Source organism: Kitasatospora sp. cg17-2 (assembly GCF_054031055.1).
The window spans coordinates 4,255,475-4,273,322 of the sequence record NZ_CM132923.1 but is presented as its reverse complement, the minus strand read 5'-3'; the positions used below and the strand labels follow the sequence as shown (position 1 = coordinate 4,273,322).

18 protein-coding genes are annotated in these 17,848 nt (G+C 72.7%); 15 read left to right on the top strand and 3 right to left on the bottom strand.

Features of this window, described 5'->3' with window-relative positions; translation table 11 throughout:
• The first annotated feature begins 2 nt into the window (after positions 1-2).
• From rpsM to glmM, 9 genes are all read left to right on the top strand, one after another.
• Positions 3-383 (top strand): 30S ribosomal protein S13, encoded by a 381-nt coding sequence (gene rpsM / locus ACW14Y_RS17735; protein ID WP_380301296.1) that lies wholly within the window; start codon positions 3-5, stop codon positions 381-383.
• 72 nt (positions 384-455) lie between these two features.
• On the top strand, positions 456-863 hold the full coding sequence (gene rpsK, locus ACW14Y_RS17730) for a 30S ribosomal protein S11 (protein WP_014136257.1): 408 nt from the start codon (positions 456-458) through the stop codon (positions 861-863).
• Between the two features lie 129 nt (positions 864-992).
• Positions 993-2,015, top strand: a complete 1,023-nt coding sequence (locus ACW14Y_RS17725; RefSeq protein ID WP_030393313.1) for a DNA-directed RNA polymerase subunit alpha — start codon at positions 993-995, stop codon at positions 2,013-2,015.
• Between the two features lie 127 nt (positions 2,016-2,142).
• A complete protein-coding gene (gene rplQ / locus ACW14Y_RS17720; protein ID WP_045937807.1) occupies positions 2,143-2,622 on the top strand; it encodes a 50S ribosomal protein L17 in 480 nt (159 codons plus the stop codon).
• Between the two features lie 94 nt (positions 2,623-2,716).
• Positions 2,717-3,646 carry a tRNA pseudouridine(38-40) synthase TruA gene (truA, locus tag ACW14Y_RS17715; protein WP_380301294.1) on the top strand — a complete coding sequence of 310 codons (930 nt, stop codon included), beginning with the start codon at positions 2,717-2,719 and terminating at the stop codon, positions 3,644-3,646.
• Positions 3,647-3,687: 41 nt separating this feature from the next.
• A complete protein-coding gene (locus tag ACW14Y_RS17710) occupies positions 3,688-5,364 on the top strand; it encodes an ABC-F family ATP-binding cassette domain-containing protein (protein WP_380301292.1) in 1,677 nt (558 codons plus the stop codon).
• Between the two features lie 239 nt (positions 5,365-5,603).
• Positions 5,604-6,047 (top strand): 50S ribosomal protein L13, encoded by a 444-nt coding sequence (gene rplM, locus ACW14Y_RS17705; RefSeq protein ID WP_266269896.1) that lies wholly within the window; start codon positions 5,604-5,606, stop codon positions 6,045-6,047.
• Between the two features lie 46 nt (positions 6,048-6,093).
• On the top strand, positions 6,094-6,594 hold the full coding sequence (rpsI, locus tag ACW14Y_RS17700) for a 30S ribosomal protein S9 (RefSeq protein ID WP_266269895.1): 501 nt from the start codon (positions 6,094-6,096) through the stop codon (positions 6,592-6,594).
• 170 nt (positions 6,595-6,764) lie between these two features.
• A complete protein-coding gene (glmM, locus tag ACW14Y_RS17695; protein WP_380301289.1) occupies positions 6,765-8,129 on the top strand; it encodes a phosphoglucosamine mutase in 1,365 nt (454 codons plus the stop codon).
• Between the two features lie 63 nt (positions 8,130-8,192).
• Here the strand turns inward: glmM and coaA are convergent, their stop codons facing one another.
• Complete coding sequence (gene coaA / locus ACW14Y_RS17690; RefSeq protein WP_045937803.1) at positions 8,193-9,188, bottom strand: type I pantothenate kinase; 996 nt, start codon at positions 9,186-9,188, stop codon at positions 8,193-8,195.
• 99 nt (positions 9,189-9,287) lie between these two features.
• On the opposite strand from coaA, the gene glmS reads away from it, so the two are divergent.
• Positions 9,288-11,144: a glutamine--fructose-6-phosphate transaminase (isomerizing) gene (glmS, locus tag ACW14Y_RS17685; protein WP_380304724.1), complete on the top strand. Its 1,857-nt coding sequence runs from the start codon at positions 9,288-9,290 to the stop codon at positions 11,142-11,144.
• 42 nt (positions 11,145-11,186) lie between these two features.
• Here the strand turns inward: glmS and ACW14Y_RS17680 are convergent, their stop codons facing one another.
• Entirely contained in the window at positions 11,187-11,744 is a 558-nt protein-coding gene (locus ACW14Y_RS17680; protein WP_380384126.1) for a Uma2 family endonuclease, read from the bottom strand.
• Between the two features lie 169 nt (positions 11,745-11,913).
• Here ACW14Y_RS17680 and ACW14Y_RS17675 point away from each other — a divergent pair, with 169 nt between their 5' ends.
• From ACW14Y_RS17675 to ACW14Y_RS17655, 5 genes are all read left to right on the top strand, one after another.
• Positions 11,914-13,494 (top strand): bifunctional ADP-dependent NAD(P)H-hydrate dehydratase/NAD(P)H-hydrate epimerase, encoded by a 1,581-nt coding sequence (locus tag ACW14Y_RS17675; RefSeq protein WP_456987569.1) that lies wholly within the window; start codon positions 11,914-11,916, stop codon positions 13,492-13,494.
• Positions 13,495-13,613: 119 nt separating this feature from the next.
• Positions 13,614-14,810, top strand: coding sequence for an alanine racemase (gene alr, locus ACW14Y_RS17670; RefSeq protein WP_380304718.1), 1,197 nt, complete (start codon positions 13,614-13,616; stop codon positions 14,808-14,810).
• Entirely contained in the window at positions 14,807-16,024 is a 1,218-nt protein-coding gene (locus ACW14Y_RS17665; RefSeq protein WP_456987567.1) for an alpha/beta fold hydrolase, read from the top strand. The genes alr and ACW14Y_RS17665 overlap by 4 nt, the downstream gene beginning before the upstream one ends.
• A 118-nt stretch (positions 16,025-16,142) precedes the next feature.
• Positions 16,143-16,640, top strand: a complete 498-nt coding sequence (gene tsaE, locus ACW14Y_RS17660; RefSeq protein WP_266269889.1) for a tRNA (adenosine(37)-N6)-threonylcarbamoyltransferase complex ATPase subunit type 1 TsaE — start codon at positions 16,143-16,145, stop codon at positions 16,638-16,640.
• 157 nt (positions 16,641-16,797) lie between these two features.
• Positions 16,798-17,034 (top strand): hypothetical protein, encoded by a 237-nt coding sequence (locus ACW14Y_RS17655; RefSeq protein WP_456987565.1) that lies wholly within the window; start codon positions 16,798-16,800, stop codon positions 17,032-17,034.
• Positions 17,035-17,050: 16 nt separating this feature from the next.
• Here ACW14Y_RS17655 and ACW14Y_RS17650 read toward each other — a convergent pair whose 3' ends face one another.
• Entirely contained in the window at positions 17,051-17,668 is a 618-nt protein-coding gene (locus tag ACW14Y_RS17650; protein ID WP_380304728.1) for a hypothetical protein, read from the bottom strand.
• Between the last annotated feature and the right edge of the window lie 180 nt (positions 17,669-17,848).

The following is a 17,848-nucleotide window of genomic DNA, read 5'->3' as shown; positions in this document are numbered from 1 at the left end:
GAATGGCACGCCTCGCCGGCGTTGATCTCCCCCGTGAGAAGCGGATCGAGATCGCCCTTACGTACGTGTACGGCATCGGCCGTACCCGCGCCCAGCAGACCCTCGCCGAGACCGGTGTCAGCCCCGATGTCCGCGTTCGCGACATCGCCGAGGAAGACCTGGTGAAGCTGGGCCAGTACATCGACGCCAACTTCACGGTCGAGGGTGACCTCCGCCGCGAGGTGGCCGCCGACATCCGCCGCAAGGTCGAGATCGGCTGCTACGAGGGTCTGCGTCACCGCCGCGGCCTGCCGGTCCGCGGTCAGCGCACCCACACCAACGCGCGTACCCGCAAGGGCCCGCGTCGCGCGATCGCCGGCAAGAAGAAGCCGGGCAAGAAGTAGTCCGTCCCGTAACCGGACATCCCTCCGGCCCGCGGGTCAGCGGACCGACCACCTCAGTAGGAGAACAGACTTATGCCCCCCAAGGGTCGTCAGGCTGCCGGCGCGAAGAAGATCCGCCGCAAGGAAAAGAAGAACGTCGCTCACGGCCACGCTCACATCAAGAGCACGTTCAACAACACCATCGTTTCGATCACCGACCCGTCGGGCAACGTGATCTCCTGGGCCTCCGCCGGCCACGTCGGCTTCAAGGGCTCGCGCAAGTCCACCCCGTTCGCCGCGCAGATGGCCGCCGAGGCCGCTGCCCGTCGCGCGCAGGAGCACGGCATGCGCAAGGTTGACGTCTTCGTGAAGGGTCCGGGCTCCGGCCGCGAGACCGCGATCCGTTCGCTCCAGGCCACCGGCCTGGAGGTCGGCTCGATCCAGGACGTCACCCCCACCCCGCACAACGGCTGCCGTCCGCCGAAGCGCCGCCGCGTCTGACGCAGCGCCTTCGGGCTCGCAGTCCACGTTCTAAACCTCGTACGGGGTCCTGTTTCCGACGGGACCCCGTACGCTGGTTCTGTTCGGCATCAAATAGTGGGTGCCGAAGACCAATGGAGGATCTGACCCATGCTGATCGCTCAGCGCCCCTCGCTGACCGAAGAGGTCGTCGACGAGTTCCGCTCGCGGTTCGTGATCGAGCCGCTCGAGCCGGGCTTCGGCTACACCCTCGGCAACTCCCTGCGCCGCACGCTCCTCTCCTCGATCCCGGGTGCCGCTGTCACCAGCATCCGCGTCGACGGCGTCCTGCACGAGTTCACCACCGTGCCGGGTGTCAAGGAGGACGTCACCGACCTCATCCTCAACATCAAGCAGCTGGTCGTCTCCTCGGAGCACGACGAGCCGGTCGTGATGTACCTGCGCAAGCAGGGCCCGGGTGTCGTCACCGCCGCCGACATCGCCCCGCCGGCCGGTGTCGAGGTGCACAACCCCGAGCTGATCCTCGCCACGCTGAACGGCAAGGGCAAGCTGGAGATGGAGCTGACCGTCGAGCGCGGTCGCGGCTACGTCTCCGCCGTCCAGAACAAGGCCTCCGGCCAGGAGATCGGCCGCATCCCGGTCGACTCGATCTACAGCCCCGTGCTGAAGGTCACCTACAAGGTCGAGGCGACCCGTGTCGAGCAGCGGACCGACTTCGACAAGCTGATCGTCGACGTCGAGACCAAGCCCGCCATGCGTCCGCGCGACGCCATGGCCTCGGCCGGCAAGACCCTGGTGGAGCTGTTCGGCCTCGCCCGCGAGCTGAACATCGACGCCGAGGGCATCGACATGGGCCCGTCCCCGACGGACGCCGCCCTGGCCGCCGACCTGGCGCTGCCGATCGAGGAGCTGGAGCTCACGGTCCGCTCCTACAACTGCCTCAAGCGCGAGGGCATCCACACCGTGGGTGAGCTCGTGGCCCGCTCCGAGGCCGACCTGCTCGACATCCGCAACTTCGGTGCGAAGTCGATCGACGAGGTCAAGGCGAAGCTGGCCGGCATGGGCCTGGCGCTCAAGGACAGCCCGCCCGGGTTCGACCCGACCGCCGCCGCCGACGCCTTCGGCGCCGACGACCTGGACGACGCGGGTTACGCGGAGACCGAGCAGTACTGAGAGACTTGACCGCGGGGGCGGTTCCCCGGAACCGCCCCCGTCGTCGTGAAAGTCGTGCGGGCACAGTGCCCGTACGCCCGCTGCGGTACCTGGTACGGCCGCAGTCGGAGATTCGAGGAGTAATTCCATGCCGCGTCCCACCAAGGGTGCCCGCCTCGGCGGCGGCCCGCACCACGAGCCGCTGCTGCTCGCCGGTCTGTGCCGTGAGCTGTTCCAGTACGGCCGCATCACCACGACCGAGGCCAAGGCCCGTCGGATGCGCCCGCTGGCGGAGAAGCTGATCACCAAGGCGAAGAAGGGCGACATCCACAACCGTCGCCTGGTGCGCAAGACCATCACCGACATCTCGGTGCTGCACACCCTCTTCACCGAGATCGCGCCGCGCTACGAGAACCGCCCGGGTGGCTACACCCGTATCACCAAGATCGGTCCCCGTCGTGGCGACAACGCCCCGATGGCCGTGATCGAGCTGGTCGAGGCGCTGACCGTCGCGCAGAACGCCGTCGGCGAGGCCGAGGCCGCCACCAAGCGCGCCGTCAAGGAGGCCGACGAGGCCAAGGTCGAGGCCCCCAAGGCCGACGAGGCCGAGGCCGCCGAGCAGGCCTGACACCCACCAGGTGTGTTGCGGGCCCGCTTCCCCATCCGTGGGGGAGCGGGCCCGTTCCTCTTTGTCCAGGTCCGGCTCCAGGGAGTGGAGAGCAGTGGTCAACGATTGCGCCGAGCGGCCGCCGGTGAAGGACGGCCCGGCCGACGGGTACGTCCGGGTCCGGCTGGACCTCGCCTACCACGGTGCCGAGTTCTCCGGCTGGGCCCGGCAGAAGGGCGGCCGGCGGACGGTCCAGGAGGAGATCGAGACCGCGCTGCAGATCGTCACCCGCAGCCAGGAGCTCCACCCGCTCACGGTGGCCGGCCGGACCGACGCGGGTGTGCACGCCCGGGGGCAGGTCGCCCACGTCGACCTGCCGGCCGAGCTGTGGGAGGCGCACCGGGAGAAGCTGATGCGCCGGCTGGCCGGGCGGCTGCCCGGTGACGTCCGGATCTACCGGGTCGGCGAGGCCCCGGCCGGCTTCGACGCCCGCTTCTCGGCGATCTGGCGCCGCTACGCCTACCGGGTCGCCGACCACCCCGGCGGGGTCGACCCGCTGCTGCGCGGCCATGTGCTCTGGCACGACCGGCCGCTCGACCTGGACCGGATGAACGCCGCCGCCCGGCTGCTGCTGGGCGAGCACGACTTCGCCGCGTACTGCAAGAAGCGCGAGGGCGCGACCACCATCCGCACCCTGCTGGAGCTGCGCTGGGACCGGGTCCCGGTGGACGGCTACGCGTCCCAGGAGGGCTCGCTCGCGGTCGCCACCGTGCGGGCCGACGCCTTCTGCCACAACATGGTGCGCGCCCTGGTCGGCGCGATGCTGCTGGTCGGCGACGGCCACCGGCCGGTGGAGTTCCCGGGCGAGGTGCTGGCCGGCGGTGTGCGCAACTCCGCCGTCAACGTGATCCGGCCGTACGGACTGACCCTGGAGGAGGTCGGCTACCCGGCCGACGACCTGCTCGCCGAGCGCAACCGCGCCGCCCGGCGGATGCGCACCCTCCCCGGCGCCCCCACCCTCCCGTCAGGCCCCGAGCTCCCCTAATCCATTTGGGTCCGGGGCGGCGGCTTGGGACAATCTCCCCCATGGGACACGTCGAGATTTCGCACCTGGAGTACTACCTGCCGGACGGGCGGGTGCTGTTCGACGACGCGTCCTTCCGGGTGGGGGAGGGCGCGGCCGTCGCGCTGGTCGGCGCCAACGGCGCGGGCAAGACCACGCTGCTGCGCATGATCGCGGGCGACCTCCAGCCGCACGGCGGCTCGGTGACGATCAGCGGCGGGCTCGGCGTGATGCGCCAGTTCGTCGGCACCACCGGCCGCGAGGAGCAGAAGAAGGCCGGCGACGAGCAGGAGGGCCCGGGCGCGCTGCCCGCCGACGCCTCGGTCCGGGACCTGCTGGTCTCCGTCGCCCCCCTGCGGATCGCGAAGGCCGCGCGCGCGGTCGACGCCGCCGAGCTGGCGATGATCGCCCAGGACGACGAGAAGACGCAGATGGCCTACGCCCAGGCGCTCTCCGACTGGGCCGACGTCGGCGGCTACGACTACGAGACCGACTGGGACGTCTGCACCACGGCGGCCCTCGGGATGCCCTTCGACAAGGCCCAGTGGCGGGGCCTGAACACGCTCTCCGGCGGTGAGCAGAAGCGGCTCGTCCTGGAGGCGCTGCTGCGCGGCCCCGAGGAGGTCCTGCTGCTCGACGAGCCGGACAACTACCTGGACGTCCCGGGCAAGCGCTGGCTGGAGGAGGCCATCAGGGCCACCCCGAAGACCGTGCTGTTCATCTCCCACGACCGCGAGCTGCTGTCCCGTACCGCCGAGAAGATCATCAGCGTGGAGTCCGGCGCGGCCGGCTCCAGCGTCTGGGTGCACGGCGGCGGGTTCGACTCCTTCCACGAGGCCCGCAAGGCCCGCTTCGAGCGCTTCGAGGAGCTGCGCCGCCGCTGGGACGAGGAGCACGCCAAGCTCAAGAAGCTCGTCGTCAACCTGCGCCAGGCCGCCTCGATCAGCCACGACATGGCCTCCCGCTACGCGGCCGCGCAGACCAGGCTCAAGCGGTTCGAGGACGCCGGCCCGCCCGAGGCCCCGCCGCGCGAGCAGAGCATCACCATGCGGCTCAAGGGCGGGCGCACCGGTGTGCGCGCCTTCACCATGGAGCAGCTGGAGCTCACCGGCCTGATGAAGCCCTTCGACCTGGAGGTCTTCTACGGCGAGCGGGTCGGGGTGCTGGGGTCCAACGGCTCCGGCAAGTCGCACTTCCTGCGGCTGCTGGCGGGCGACGACACGGTGGCCCACAGCGGGGCCTGGAAGCTCGGCGCCCGGGTGGTGCCCGGCCACTTCCGGCAGACCCACGCGCACCCCGAGCTGCTCGGCCGCACCGTCCGCTCGATCATCGAGGAGGAGCACGCGCTCGGCCGCGGCGCCGCGATGGGCGTGCTGCGCCGGTACGAGCTGGACCGGCAGGAGGAGCAGAAGTTCGAGTCGCTCTCCGGTGGGCAGCAGGCCCGGCTGATGATCCTCAAACTGGAGCTGTCCGGCGTCACCGCGCTGCTGCTCGACGAGCCGACGGACAACCTGGACCTGGAGAGCGCCGAGGCGCTGCAGACCGGGCTGGAGGCCTTCGACGGCACTGTGCTGTGCGTCACCCACGACCGGTGGTTCGCCCGGACCTTCGACCGCTTCCTGGTCTTCGGCGCGGACGGCCGGGTCTACGAGTCCCCGGAGCCGGTCTGGGACGTCAGCCGGGTCGAGCGGGACCGCTGATCAGGGGCCCGGCGGACCGTTCCGGCGGGGAGGATTTTGACCGTCCCCGTCCGGCCCGGTAGCCTGGGCGCTTGATGTGCGTATTGGCTCGCTCTATCTCACGTGAGAGGTCGGTACGCCGGAGACATCAGGTCGACGACCAGCGGCTCCCCCTTGAATTGCGTCCAAGGCGGCCAGGCTGATCCCTCCTCCAGGTGCTCCTGTCAGGACTCACTCACTGAAAAGCGAAGGCTACGACCGTGCGTACGTACAGCCCCAAGCCCGGCGACGTCCAGCGTCAGTGGCACGTCATCGACGCGTCCGACGTCGTGCTCGGCCGCCTGGCCTCCCAGGCCGCCAACCTCCTCCGGGGTAAGCACAAGGCGATCTACGCGCCGCACGTTGACACTGGTGACTTCGTCATCATCATCAACGCGGACAAGGTGCACCTGTCCGGTAACAAGAAGACCCAGAAGCTGGCCTACCGCCACTCGGGCTTCCCGGGCGGTCTGCGCTCGGTCCGCTACGACGACCTCCTGGCGAACAACCCGGAGAAGGCCGTCGAGAAGGCCATCAAGGGCATGATCCCCAAGAACACCCTGGGTCGTCAGATGCTGTCCAAGCTGAAGGTCTACTCGGGCGACCAGCACCCGCACGCTGCGCAGCAGCCGGTGCCGTTCGAGATCACCCAGGTCGCGCAGTAATTCCGGCCACCAAGCCCCCCATCACTGAAAAGAGCTGAGGAACACCGTGGCCGAGACCACCGAAACCCTTGAGGTCGAGTTCGACGAGACCGTCGTCGAGGGCGAGTACACCTCCGAGGAGTACACCTCCGAGTCCCTGGCCGGCCGCTTCGGCGAGGCCGTCCCCGGCGCCGGCCTGGGCCGTCGCAAGGAGGCGATCGCCCGCGTGCGCATCGTCCCGGGCACCGGGCAGTGGAAGATCAACGGTCGCACCCTGGAGAACTACTTCCCCAACAAGGTGCACCAGCAGACCGTGAACGAGCCCTTCAAGCTCCTTGAGCTGGACGGCCGTTACGACGTTGTCGCCCGCATCTCCGGCGGCGGCGTCTCCGGTCAGGCCTACGCGCTGCGCCTCGGTGTCGCCCGTGCCCTGAACGAGGCCGACGTGGACAACAACCGCGCTGCCCTGAAGAAGGCCGGCTTCCTGATGCGTGACGCGCGTGCCGTCGAGCGCAAGAAGGCCGGTCTCAAGAAGGCCCGCAAGGCGCCGCAGTACAGCAAGCGCTAATTGCGCCCTCCGGGGGTGCACCGCCCTGGTGGTGCACGCCCCCGGATGCGCTCCACACGCCCCGGAGTACCTCGTGTACTCCGGGGTGTCGTGTTCCCCGGCCATTGTGCGGAGGCCGGGGATTCGATCGGATTCACTGCAAGGCATTGCGGCGATGTGAGGACGGGACAATGGGACGACTCTTCGGTACGGACGGTGTGCGCGGTGTGGCCAACCAGGGGCTGACGGCGGAGCTCGCGCTCGGCCTGTCGGTCGCGGCGGCGCACGTGCTCGGCGAGGCGGGGGCCTTCGACGGCCACCGGCCGGTCGCGGTCGTCGGCCGTGATCCGCGCGCCTCGGGCGAGTTCCTGGAGGCCGCGGTCATCGCGGGCCTGGCGAGCGCCGGCGTCGACGTACTGCGGGTCGGAGTGCTCCCCACCCCGGCGGTGGCCTATCTCACCGGCGCGCTCGGCGCCGACTTCGGCGTGATGCTGTCCGCCAGCCACAACGCGATGCCGGACAACGGCATCAAGTTCCTCGCCCGCGGCGGCCACAAGCTGGACGACCGCATCGAGGACGCCATCGAGGCGCACTTCCACAAGCACGCGGCGGGCGGTGAGGACTGGAACCGTCCGACCGGCGCCGCCGTCGGCCGGGTCCGCGAGTACACCGAGGGCTTCGACAAGTACGTCGCCCACCTCATCGGTGTGCTGCCCAACCGCCTGGACGGCATCCGGGTGGTCATCGACGGCGCGCACGGCGCGGCCGCGTACGTCGCCCCCGAGGCCTTCGCCCGGGCCGGCGCCGAGGTCGTGCACACCCTGGGCGCCGAGCCCACCGGCCTCAACATCAACGACGGTGTCGGCTCCACCCACCTGGACCGGCTGCGCACCGTCATGCGCGAGCACTCGGCGGACCTCGGCATCGCCCTGGACGGCGACGCGGACCGCTGCCTGGCCGCCGACGCGGCCGGCGACGAGGTGGACGGCGACCAGATCATCGCGATCCTGGCTGTCGCCATGAAGGAGGCCGGCACGCTGCGCCGCAACACCGCCGTCGCCACCGTGATGTCCAACCTGGGCTTCAAGCTGGCGATGGAGCGCGAGGGCATCGACCTGGTCGAGACCTCGGTCGGCGACCGGTACGTGCTGGAGGCGATGAAGGAGCACGGCTTCGCGCTGGGCGGCGAGCAGTCCGGCCACGTCATCCTGCTGGACCACGCGACCACCGGCGACGGGACCCTGACCGGCCTGATGCTGGGCGCCCGGCTGGCCGCCACCAAGCAGCCGCTGGCCGACCTGGCCGCCGTGATGACCCGCCTGCCGCAGGTGCTGATCAACGTCAAGGGCGTCGACAAGAGCCGGGTCGGCACCAGCGAGGAGCTGGCCGCCGCGGTGGCCGCGGCCGAGGCCGAGCTGGGTGCCACCGGCCGGGTGCTGCTGCGTCCGTCGGGCACCGAGCCGCTGGTCCGGGTGATGGTCGAGGCCGCCGACGAGGCGCAGGCGCAGTCCGTCGCCGAGACGCTCGCCGAGGCGGTGCGCAGCTCGCTGGGCTGACGCGCCCGAACGCCGGAAGGCCCCCGCCGCGATCCTCCGCGGCGGGGGCCTTCCGGCGTTCCCTCAGAGCTTGCGCAGCAGCGCCCGGCGGACCTTGTGGTCCGAGCCCTTCTGCAGGACCAGGGTGGCCCGGCCGCGGGTGGGCCGCACGTTCTCCAGCAGGTTCGGACGGTTGATGGTGCGCCAGACCTGGCGGCCGTACTCCATCGCCTCCTCCTCCGGCACCTCGGTGAAGCGGCGGAAGTAGGAGCTCGGGTCCTGGAAGGCGGTCTGCCGCAGCTTGCGGAACCGGTCCAGGTACCAGCTCTCGATGTCGTCGGTGCGGGCGTCGACGTAGATCGAGAAGTCGAAGTAGTCGGCCACCGCGAGCCGGGTGCGGCCGTCGCTGCCGGGCAGGGCCGGCTGGAGCACGTTCAGGCCCTCGACGATGAGGATGTCCGGGCGCTCCACGGTGAGCCGCTCGTCCGGCACGATGTCGTACACGAGGTGCGAGTAGACCGGCGCGGTGACGCGCTCCTTGCCGGCCTTCACGTCCGCGACGAAGCGGGTCAGCGCCCGGCGGTCGTACGACTCGGGGAAGCCCTTGCGGGCCATCAGGCCGCGCCGGCGCAGCTCGGCGTTCGGCAGCAGGAAGCCGTCGGTGGTGACCAGCTCGACCCGGGGGTGCTCCGGCCAGCGGGCCAGCAGCGCCTGCAGCAGTCGGGCGGTGGTGGACTTGCCCACCGCGACCGAACCGGCCACCCCGATGATGAACGGGGTGCGGGTGCGCTCGGTGTCCGGGGTGTCCAGGAAGGTGCCCAGCGCGCCGCGCAGGTCGTGCGTGGCGTGGATGTAGAGGTTCAGCAGCCGGGACAGCGGCAGATAGACGTCCCGGACCTCGTCCAGGTCGAGTGCGGTGCCGAGACCGCGCAGCCGTTCCACCTCCTCCGCGGTCAGTGGCAACGGCGTACGCTCGCGCAGCGCGCTCCACTCGGCCCGGCTGAGGTCCACGTAGGGGGACGGCGAGGGGCCGGGCGTGATGTCGCCCCGCGTACAGAGTTCGGTCAGCACATGCTCCATTGTGGGCCGTAGCGCCGTTCGTGGTGGCTGTGGTGTCGGTCACGGCCGGTGGGCGAACCGTGCGAATGGGGCGTCCGGAGCGCCCTTATGCTGGCACGCATGTGCGGAATTGTTGGATACGTGGGCTCCCAGCCCGCCCTTGACGTTGTAATCGCAGGCCTGCAGCGACTGGAGTACCGGGGTTACGACTCCGCCGGTGTCGCGGTGCAGGTGCAGGGCTCCGACGGGCAGTGGAGCCTCGCCACCGACAAGCGGGCCGGCAAGCTCGCGAACCTGGAGAAGTCGCTCGCCGAGACCCCTCTTCCCGGCGGCACCACCGGCATCGGTCACACCCGTTGGGCCACCCACGGCGGCCCGACGGACGCCAACGCCCACCCCCACCTGGACGACGCGGCCAAGGTCGCCGTGGTCCACAACGGCATCATCGAGAACTTCGCCCAGCTCCGGGCCGAGCTGGCCGAGCGCGGCCACACGCTGCGTTCGGAGACGGACACCGAGGTCGTCGCGCACCTGCTCGGCGAGCTGTACGAGGGCGACCTCGCGGAGGCCATGCGCGCCGTCTGCCGCCGGCTGGAGGGCGCCTTCACCCTCGTCGCCGTGCACGCCGACGCCCCGGACGTGGTGGTCGGCGCCCGCCGCAACTCGCCGCTGGTGGTCGGGCGCGGCGAGGGCGAGAACTTCCTCGCCTCCGACGTGTCCGCGTTCATCGCGCACACCCGCGAGGCGATCGAGCTGGGCCAGGACCAGGTCGTCGAGCTGCGCCGCGAGGGCGTCACGGTGACCAACTTCGACGGCACCCCGGCCGACGTGACCGAGTACCACGTCGACTGGGACGCCTCGGCCGCCGAGAAGGGCGGCTACGACTACTTCATGCTCAAGGAGATCGCCGAGCAGCCGAAGGCCGTCGCCGACACCCTCCTCGGCCGGATCGGCACCGACGGCCGGCTCACCCTCGACGAGCTGCGGATGTCGGACGCCGACCTGCGCTCGGTCGACAAGGTCGTCATCGTCGCCTGCGGCACCGCCTTCCACGCGGGCATGATCGCCAAGTACGCGATCGAGCACTGGACCCGGATCCCGTGCGAGGTCGAGGTCGCCTCGGAGTTCCGCTACCGCGACCCGATCATGGGCCCGGGCACGCTGGTCATCGCCATCTCGCAGTCCGGCGAGACCATGGACACCCTGATGGCGCTGCGCCACGCGCGCGAGCAGGGCGCCAAGGTGCTGGCGATCTGCAACACCAACGGCTCGACCATCCCGCGCGAGTCGGACGCGGTGCTGTACACCCACGCCGGCCCCGAGGTGGCGGTCGCCTCGACCAAGGCGTTCCTGACCCAGCTGGTCGCCTGCTACCTGGTCGCGCTGTACCTGGGCCAGGTGCGCGGCACCAAGTGGGGCGACGAGATCCTCGCCGTCATCAAGGAGCTCGGCGACGCGCCGAAGCAGGTCGAGCAGGTCCTGGAGACCATGGAGCCGGTGCGCGAGCTGGCCCGCTCGCTCGCCGACGCCAAGTCGGTGCTGTTCCTCGGCCGGCACGTGGGCTTCCCGGTCGCCCTGGAGGGCGCGCTCAAGCTCAAGGAGCTCGCCTACATGCACGCCGAGGGCTTCGCCGCCGGTGAGCTGAAGCACGGCCCGATCGCGCTGATCGAGGAGGGTCTGCCGGTGGTGGTCGTCGTGCCGTCGCCGCGCGGCCGGTCGATCCTGCACGACAAGATCGTCTCCAACATCCAGGAGATCCGGGCCCGCGGTGCGCGGACCATCGTGATCGCCGAGGAGGGCGACGAGGCGGTCGTCCCGTACGCGGACCACCTGATCCGCATCCCCGTCACGCCGGTGCTGCTCCAGCCGCTGGTCGCCACCGTGCCGCTGCAGGTCTTCGCCTGCGAGCTGGCCACGGCCAAGGGCCACGAGGTCGACCAGCCCCGCAACCTGGCGAAGTCGGTCACCGTCGAGTAGTCCGACCCCGCTCCGTCCCGGGGCCCCTGCGGTGGCTGCGTCCTACCGCAGGGGCCCTGTGTCGAGCGTGAAGGAGAACGGGGCGGGCAGCTTGATCCGGCGGCCGAAGTCGGTTTCGTGGAGGCTGGTGTAGTCGCCGTCCTTGGGGTCCGTGAACAGCGTCACCTTCCCCTCGCCGCGGTCGATGAGGAGATAGCACGGCACTCCTGCGGCCGCATAGCCAAGACGCTTGGACTCCCGGTCCTTCGCGGGATTGGTCGAGGTGACTTCGAGGACGAGCTCCACTCCCACGGCGGACGACCACGACTCCTGGGCGCGGAAGTGGCCGACGGGAGCGACCGTGGCATCGGGGACGAACCGGCCCTTCGGCGTGATCAGCCCCTTGCCGCCACTGACATAGAGCTCCTCGGCCGCCTCCCGCGCGACGGCCCGCGCGAACCGGGCGATCGCATCCTCGTGGTCACCGTCCGGCGGTGGCGTCACAATGATTTCCCCTTCGATGAGCTCGGCCTTGAAGCCGGGTGGCGTGTCCAGCGCCAGGAATGCCTGGAGGACGTCGTCCCGACCCAGCGGGTGCTCGACTGCTGGCATGGCGACCATGGCCCTTCTCCCTCCTGCTGGTCCGTACCGAGCGACACGGTAGGCACACGGACCTGGGCCGGTGGGGGATCGAAGTGGGTGTCACCCGAAAGTGTGCCGCAGCCCCGGCCCCCGTGGGGCGGTGGCGCGGGCTAGCGTCGGTGGCAGCCGACCGCTGAAGGAGCTCCTCATGCGTCACGCCCATCGCGTCGAAGTCGTCCGTGCCGCCGAGGCGGAGCTGATGGCTCGGCTCCCGGAGGGCACGCTGATGCAGCGGGCCGCCACCGGGCTCGCCGTGACCTGCGCCCGGCTGCTGACCCGCCGGCGCGGCCGGGTGTACGGCAGTCGGGTGGTGGTGCTGGCCGGCAGCGGCGACAACGGGGGTGACGCCCTCTACGCCGGGGCGGAGCTGGCCCGGCGCGGGGCGCGGGTGACGGCGGTGCTGCTCGCTCCCGGGCGGGCGCACGGCGGCGGGCTGGCGGCGCTGCGGGCGGCGCGCGGGCGGGTGGTCGTGGAGCAGGAGGTCGGCCTGGCCGACTTCTCGCGCGCGGACCTGGTACTGGACGGCATCGTCGGCATCGGCGGCCGGGGCGGACTGCGGCCGGAGGCCGAGCCGTACGCGCGGGCCGCGCGGACCGGGGTGGTCGTCGCCGTCGACGTGCCCAGCGGGGTGGACGCCGACACCGGGGAGGTCGCGGGGGCGGCGCTGCGGGCGGACGTCACGGTCTGCTTCGGCACCTACAAGCCCGGGCTGCTGATCGACCCGGGTGCCTCGTACGCCGGTGCGGTGCAACTGGTGGGGATCGGACTCGAACTGCCGCCGGCCGGGGTGGTGGCCCTCCAGCACGCCGATGTGGCCGACCTGCTGCCGGTGCCGGGCGGGGAGAGCGACAAGTACCGGCGCGGCGTGGTCGGGGTCGCCGCCGGTTCGGCGCGGTACCCGGGGGCGGCGCTGCTCGCGGTCGCCGGCGCGCTGCGCGGCGGCGCGGGCGCGGTGCGCTACGTGGGGACGGCGGCCGAGGAGGTGGTCCGGCGCTTCCCGGAGACGCTGGTCACCGAGGGCGGTCCGGCCGGGGCCGGCCGGGTGCAGGCCTGGGTGGTCGGACCGGGCGGCGGCGAGGGCGCCGGACGGGCGCTGGCCGAGGCGCTGGCGGCCGACGTGCCGGTCCTGGTCGACGCGGACGGGCTGACCGAGCTGGCCCGGCTCGGCCCCGGCGCGCTCGCCGGGCGGACGGCGCCGACGCTGCTCACCCCGCACACGGGGGAGGCCGCCCGGCTGCTCGCCGGAGCCGGAGCCGGAGCCGGAGTCGGAACCGGAACCGGACCCGGGGGCGACGGCGGCACCCGTTCGGAGCAGCCCCGCCCGCCCGCCGCCGAGGAGCTGGCCGCCGCCCGGCTGGCCACCGCGCGCCGGCTCGCGGCGGCGTACCGGGCGACGGTGCTGCTGAAGGGCTCGACCACCGTGGTCGCCGATCCTTCCGGCTCGGTGCGGGTGAACCCGACCGGGACGGCGTGGCTGGCCACGGCCGGCAGCGGGGACGTCCTGGCCGGGCTGGCCGGCTCACTGCTCGCCGCGGGCCTGTCCGCACCGGACGCCGCCGCGGTGGCGGCCTATCTGCACGGGCTCGCCGCCCGGCACACCGCCGGTGTCCCCGGCGCCCCCGTCACCGCCTCGGAGGTGGCGGCCGCGCTCCCGGCGGTCTGGAACGACGTCCGGGCCGGGGCGGCCCCGGAACCGCGTTCCGGGAGGCCGGGTGGAACCGGCGCCTGATTCGTGGGCGTCCGGAAGGGGGTGGCGGGTCGCGGGGGGTCCCGGGCGCGGGCGGCCCGGGGCGGCGAGCCGAAGGGCCGTTCGGCAAGGACCCCGGGACGTCTGGGAGACTGACCCTGATGACAACTGCGAAGACGCCCGTGATGGCCGGCCTCACCGAAGGCGTACGGGCCGAGGCGACCATCGATCTCGCCGCCCTGCGCGGCAACCTCGACGCGCTGCGCGAGCGCATCGGCGGGGCCACGGTGATGGCCGCGGTCAAGGCGGACGCCTACGGCCACGGCGCGCTGCGCTGTGCCCGGGAGGCGGTCGCCGCGGGAGTCGGCTGGCTGGGCACCGCGACGCCGGAGGAGGCGCTCGCCCTGCGCGCCGGCGGCGTGGGCCCCGAGCAGGCGCGCATCCTCTGCTGGCTGTGGACCCCCGGCGGGCCCTGGCGGGAGGCGCTCTTCGCGGACCTCGACATCTCGATCAGCGGCGACTGGGCGCTCACGGAGCTGCTCGCCGCCGTCCGCGCCACCGGCATCCCGGCCCGGGTCCACCTCAAGGCCGACACCGGCCTCGGCCGCAACGGCTGCCAGCCGCACGACTGGCCCGAGCTGGTCGCCGCCGCCCGCCGCGCCGAGCTGGACGGCCTGCTGACCGTGGTCGGCGTCTGGTCGCACTTCGCCGCCGCCGACGAGCCGGGCCACCCCTCGATCCAGTTGCAGCTGGACGCCTTCCGGCTGGCCCTGGCCTCCGCCGAGGCGGCCGGGCTGCGCCCCGAGGTGCGCCACCTGGCCAACTCGCCGGCCACCCTGCTGCTGCCGCAGTCGCACTTCGACATGGTCCGCACCGGCCTCGCCATGTACGGGCTGTCGCCGGTCCCCGAGGTGGGCTCGCCGTCCGACTTCGGCCTGCGCCCGGTGATGTCGCTGACCGCCCGGCTGGCCCTGGTCAAGCACGTGCCCGGCGGCCACGGCGTCAGCTACGGCCACCACTACACCACCCCGGGGCCGACCACGCTGGGCCTGGTCCCGGTCGGCTACGGCGACGGCATCCCGCGGCACGCCAGCGGCATCGGCCCGGTGCAGGTCGACGGCAAGTGGCGCACGGTGGCCGGCCGGGTGGCGATGGACCAGTTCGTGGTGGACCTCGGCGGCGACACCCCGCCGATCGGTGACGAGGTGCTGCTCTTCGGCAGCGGCGACCGGGGCGAGCCGACCGCCGAGGACTGGGGCCGCGCCTGCGGCACCATCTCCTACGAGATCGTGACCCGGATCGGCTCCCGGGTGCCGCGCCGCTACGTCGGCGGCCTGGACGAGGGCCTGCTCGGATGAGCGGGCCGAGCGACACCGACCCGGTCGCGACCCTCGGCCGGGCGGCCCGGGCCGTCAGGGCGGCCGAGGCGGCCACCGGGGTGAGCCGGGCCGGACTGATCGGCATCTCGGTCGGCGTGCTCGCGGCCGGCGCCGCGGCCGGGGTGGCGATCGACCGGCTGACGGTCGGCCGCAGCACCCGCCGCCGGGCCCGCGCCGAGCTGGACGCCGAGGCCCCGTACGGCTCGCTGCGCGGCCGCCCCCGCACGGTGGCCGCCGCCGACGGCACCGAGCTGTACGTCGAGCTGGACGGCCTCGACCTCCCGGAGGAGGAGCGGGACGGTGCGGCCGAGCCGCTGACCGTGGTGTTCTGCCACGGCTACTGCCTCAACCAGGACAGCTGGCACTTCCAGCGCGCCGCCTTCCGGTCCGGGGTCCGGTTGGTCCTGTGGGACCAGCGCAGCCACGGCCGCTCCGAGCGCTCCCGCTCCTTCCTGGCCGGCGAACCCGCCGGCATCGACCAGCTCGGCGGGGACCTCAAGGCCGTGATCGACGCCGTCGCGCCGACCGGCCCGCTGGTCCTGGTCGGCCACTCGATGGGCGGCATGACGATGATGGCGCTGGCCGACCAGCACCCGGAGCTGTTCCGGGAGCGGGTCGCCGGGGTCGCGCTGATCGGCACCCTGGCCGGGAACTGGGACGCCGTCACCTTCGGCCTGCCCGTCGCCGGGGCCAAGCTGTTCCGCCGGGTCGCGCCGGGCATGATGAAGCTGCTCGGACGCCAGGTGGACCTGGTGGAGGCGACCCGCCGGCTCGGCGCGGACGTCAGCGCCGTCTTCTACCGGCGGTACTCCTTCGGGGCGAAGGACGTCGACCCGGGCGTGGTCCGGTTCGCCGAGCAGATGCTGGACGCCACTCCGATCGACGTGGTGGCCGAGTTCTACCCGGTGTTCTCGGCGCACGAGAAGACCGAGGCGCTGGCCGCCCTGCGCGGCATCCCCACCCTGGTGCTGACCGGCACCAAGGACCTGCTCACCCCGCCCGGCCACGGCGAGGCGATGGCCGAGCAGCTGCCGGGGGCCGAACTGGTCCTGGTCCAGGACGCCGGGCACCTGGTGATGCTCGAGCGTCCGGACCTGGTCGACCACCACCTGGCCGAGCTGCTCGACCGGGCCGCCCGCTTCCGCGGCGCGGCCCCGTTGCCGCCCCGGCCCCAGGTCGGCGAACCGGCGTAGGCCCGCCGACCGGGCACCGGCCCGGGCCCGGCGCGGACGGCGCCGGGGATGTGGCACGGTAGCGGGGGCGCCCGAGGACGGGTGCGCCGCCGTACGGACCGAAGGGCTTGATTCGCGCATGGGCTCCCACGCCTCTCTCACCGTCGCCACCCCCGACCGGATGGGCCGGCTCGGCCGGGAGCTGGCCGCGCTCCTGCGGCCGGGGGACCTCGTGCTGCTCTCCGGCGAGCTGGGGGCGGGCAAGACCACGCTGACCCGGGGCCTCGGCGAGGGACTCCAGGTGCGCGGGGCGGTCACCTCCCCGACCTTCGTGATCGCCCGGGTGCACCCCTCGCTGGTGGGCGGCCCGGCGCTGGTGCACGTCGACGCGTACCGGCTGGGCGGCGACCTCGACGAGATGGAGGACCTCGACCTCGACGTCTCGCTGCCCGAGTCGGTGGTGGTGGTCGAGTGGGGCGAGGGCAAGGTCGAGCGGCTCTCGGAGAACCGTCTGGAGGTCCGGATCGGACGCGCGATCGGCGCCGAGGCGGCCGCGGACGACCTCGACCCGCGCCAGGTCGAGCTGACCGGAATCGGCCCCCGCTGGGACGGCACGGACCTGACCACGCTGGCCTGAGCAGGCCCGGACCGCGGCGGAGCGCCCCGGACGGCGTTGCCGGGGCGGTCCCGCCGTGTCACGGTTTACCGACAGGGTGTCGGGAAGATGTTGCGATCGAGGACCCGGGCGTGGTGGGATGGTTCTTGAGGTTAGGTCTGCCTAACTAGGAGGCGCCATGCCGAGCACCACGCCCGCCCCGGAGCGCGCACCGCGCGGGACCGGGGCCGAGGAGCCCGCCCGCCGTGCCGCGGGGGAGCCGATGCGGGCCCTGCTGGCCGCCTGTGCGGCGGCGGAGGCGGTCTCCACTCCGCCCGAACGCCGCCCGGCCGTCCCCGTGCTGGGAGAGGGCCCCGGGGCGCCCGGACCGTCGCCGTCGAGCGGCGGCGCGCACGAGACCCGCCGCGCCGCCTGAGAGCTGTCCTCCCCGGTCAGGGGACCACGACGACCTTGGTGTCCTTCGGCGCGAAGTCCCAGAGCAGCTGGCCGTCCGCGCGGCTGCTGCGGATGCCGCCGGTCTTGCCCGCCGAGGCGGCGGGGGAGGACGCGGCCGAGGTGGGCGCCGGGGCGGCGGGCGGAGCGCCGGTGCCGCCGTCCACGGCCGCGCCGAAGCCGAACACCACGCCGTTCTGCTGCGCGAAGCGCACCACGTGCTCGATCTGCTTGCCGTCGGTGCCGGTCCCGGACTGGGTCCGGCTGTAGACGGGGTAGCTGCCGGGGGCCGGCTCGACCGTGCCCGGGGTCACCGGGAAGGTGGCCACCACCTGCGGGGTCTTCTTCGGGTCGATCAGCCAGACGTAGTGGGTGCTGACCGAGTAGACGACCCGCAGCCCGGTACCGGTGCCCGCGGTGGGCAGGGTCGGGGCGGTCGGCGTGGGTGTGGCGGTCGGGGTGGCCGAGGCGGCCGGTCCGCCGGTCGTGGCGGCCGTGCTCGTGGTCGGGTTCGCGGCGACCGCGCGGTCCTGCGCGCCGTTGGCCTGGAAGGCCAGCAGGCTCACCACCGCCAGGGCCCCCAGGGTCAGCCCGGTGACCACCACTCCAGGACCCATCTTCGCCACGTGCCGCTCCCACCGCCGTCCCAAAACCGTCGGCCCCATCGTGCCAGGTTCGCCCGTCCGGTCCGCATCGTGTCGGACGTGTGTTCCGGCACCGGTCTGATTTTCGGTCGGGCGGAGCACGCGCCCCGGCGGGACCGGCCGGGAACCGGCGCCGGACCGGGGACCGGCGGA

Bases quoted from the DNA above. Each gene is read 5' to 3' on its own strand.
- rpsM (WP_380301296.1), top strand. From the start codon at position 3: ATGGCACGCCTCGCCGGCGTTGATCTCCCCCGTGAGAAGCGGATCGAG.
- rpsK (WP_014136257.1), top strand. From the start codon at position 456: ATGCCCCCCAAGGGTCGTCAGGCTGCCGGCGCGAAGAAGATCCGCCGC.
- ACW14Y_RS17725 (WP_030393313.1), top strand. From the start codon at position 993: ATGCTGATCGCTCAGCGCCCCTCGCTGACCGAAGAGGTCGTCGACGAG.
- rplQ (WP_045937807.1), top strand. From the start codon at position 2,143: ATGCCGCGTCCCACCAAGGGTGCCCGCCTCGGCGGCGGCCCGCACCAC.
- ACW14Y_RS17710 (WP_380301292.1), top strand. From the start codon at position 3,688: ATGGGACACGTCGAGATTTCGCACCTGGAGTACTACCTGCCGGACGGG.
- glmM (WP_380301289.1), top strand. From the start codon at position 6,765: ATGGGACGACTCTTCGGTACGGACGGTGTGCGCGGTGTGGCCAACCAG.
- coaA (WP_045937803.1), bottom strand. From the start codon at position 9,188: ATGGAGCATGTGCTGACCGAACTCTGTACGCGGGGCGACATCACGCCC.
- glmS (WP_380304724.1), top strand. From the start codon at position 9,288: ATGTGCGGAATTGTTGGATACGTGGGCTCCCAGCCCGCCCTTGACGTT.
- ACW14Y_RS17680 (WP_380384126.1), bottom strand. From the start codon at position 11,744: ATGGTCGCCATGCCAGCAGTCGAGCACCCGCTGGGTCGGGACGACGTC.
- ACW14Y_RS17675 (WP_456987569.1), top strand. From the start codon at position 11,914: ATGCGTCACGCCCATCGCGTCGAAGTCGTCCGTGCCGCCGAGGCGGAG.
- alr (WP_380304718.1), top strand. From the start codon at position 13,614: ATGACAACTGCGAAGACGCCCGTGATGGCCGGCCTCACCGAAGGCGTA.
- ACW14Y_RS17665 (WP_456987567.1), top strand. From the start codon at position 14,807: ATGAGCGGGCCGAGCGACACCGACCCGGTCGCGACCCTCGGCCGGGCG.
- tsaE (WP_266269889.1), top strand. From the start codon at position 16,143: ATGGGCTCCCACGCCTCTCTCACCGTCGCCACCCCCGACCGGATGGGC.
- ACW14Y_RS17655 (WP_456987565.1), top strand. From the start codon at position 16,798: ATGCCGAGCACCACGCCCGCCCCGGAGCGCGCACCGCGCGGGACCGGG.
- ACW14Y_RS17650 (WP_380304728.1), bottom strand. From the start codon at position 17,668: ATGGGTCCTGGAGTGGTGGTCACCGGGCTGACCCTGGGGGCCCTGGCG.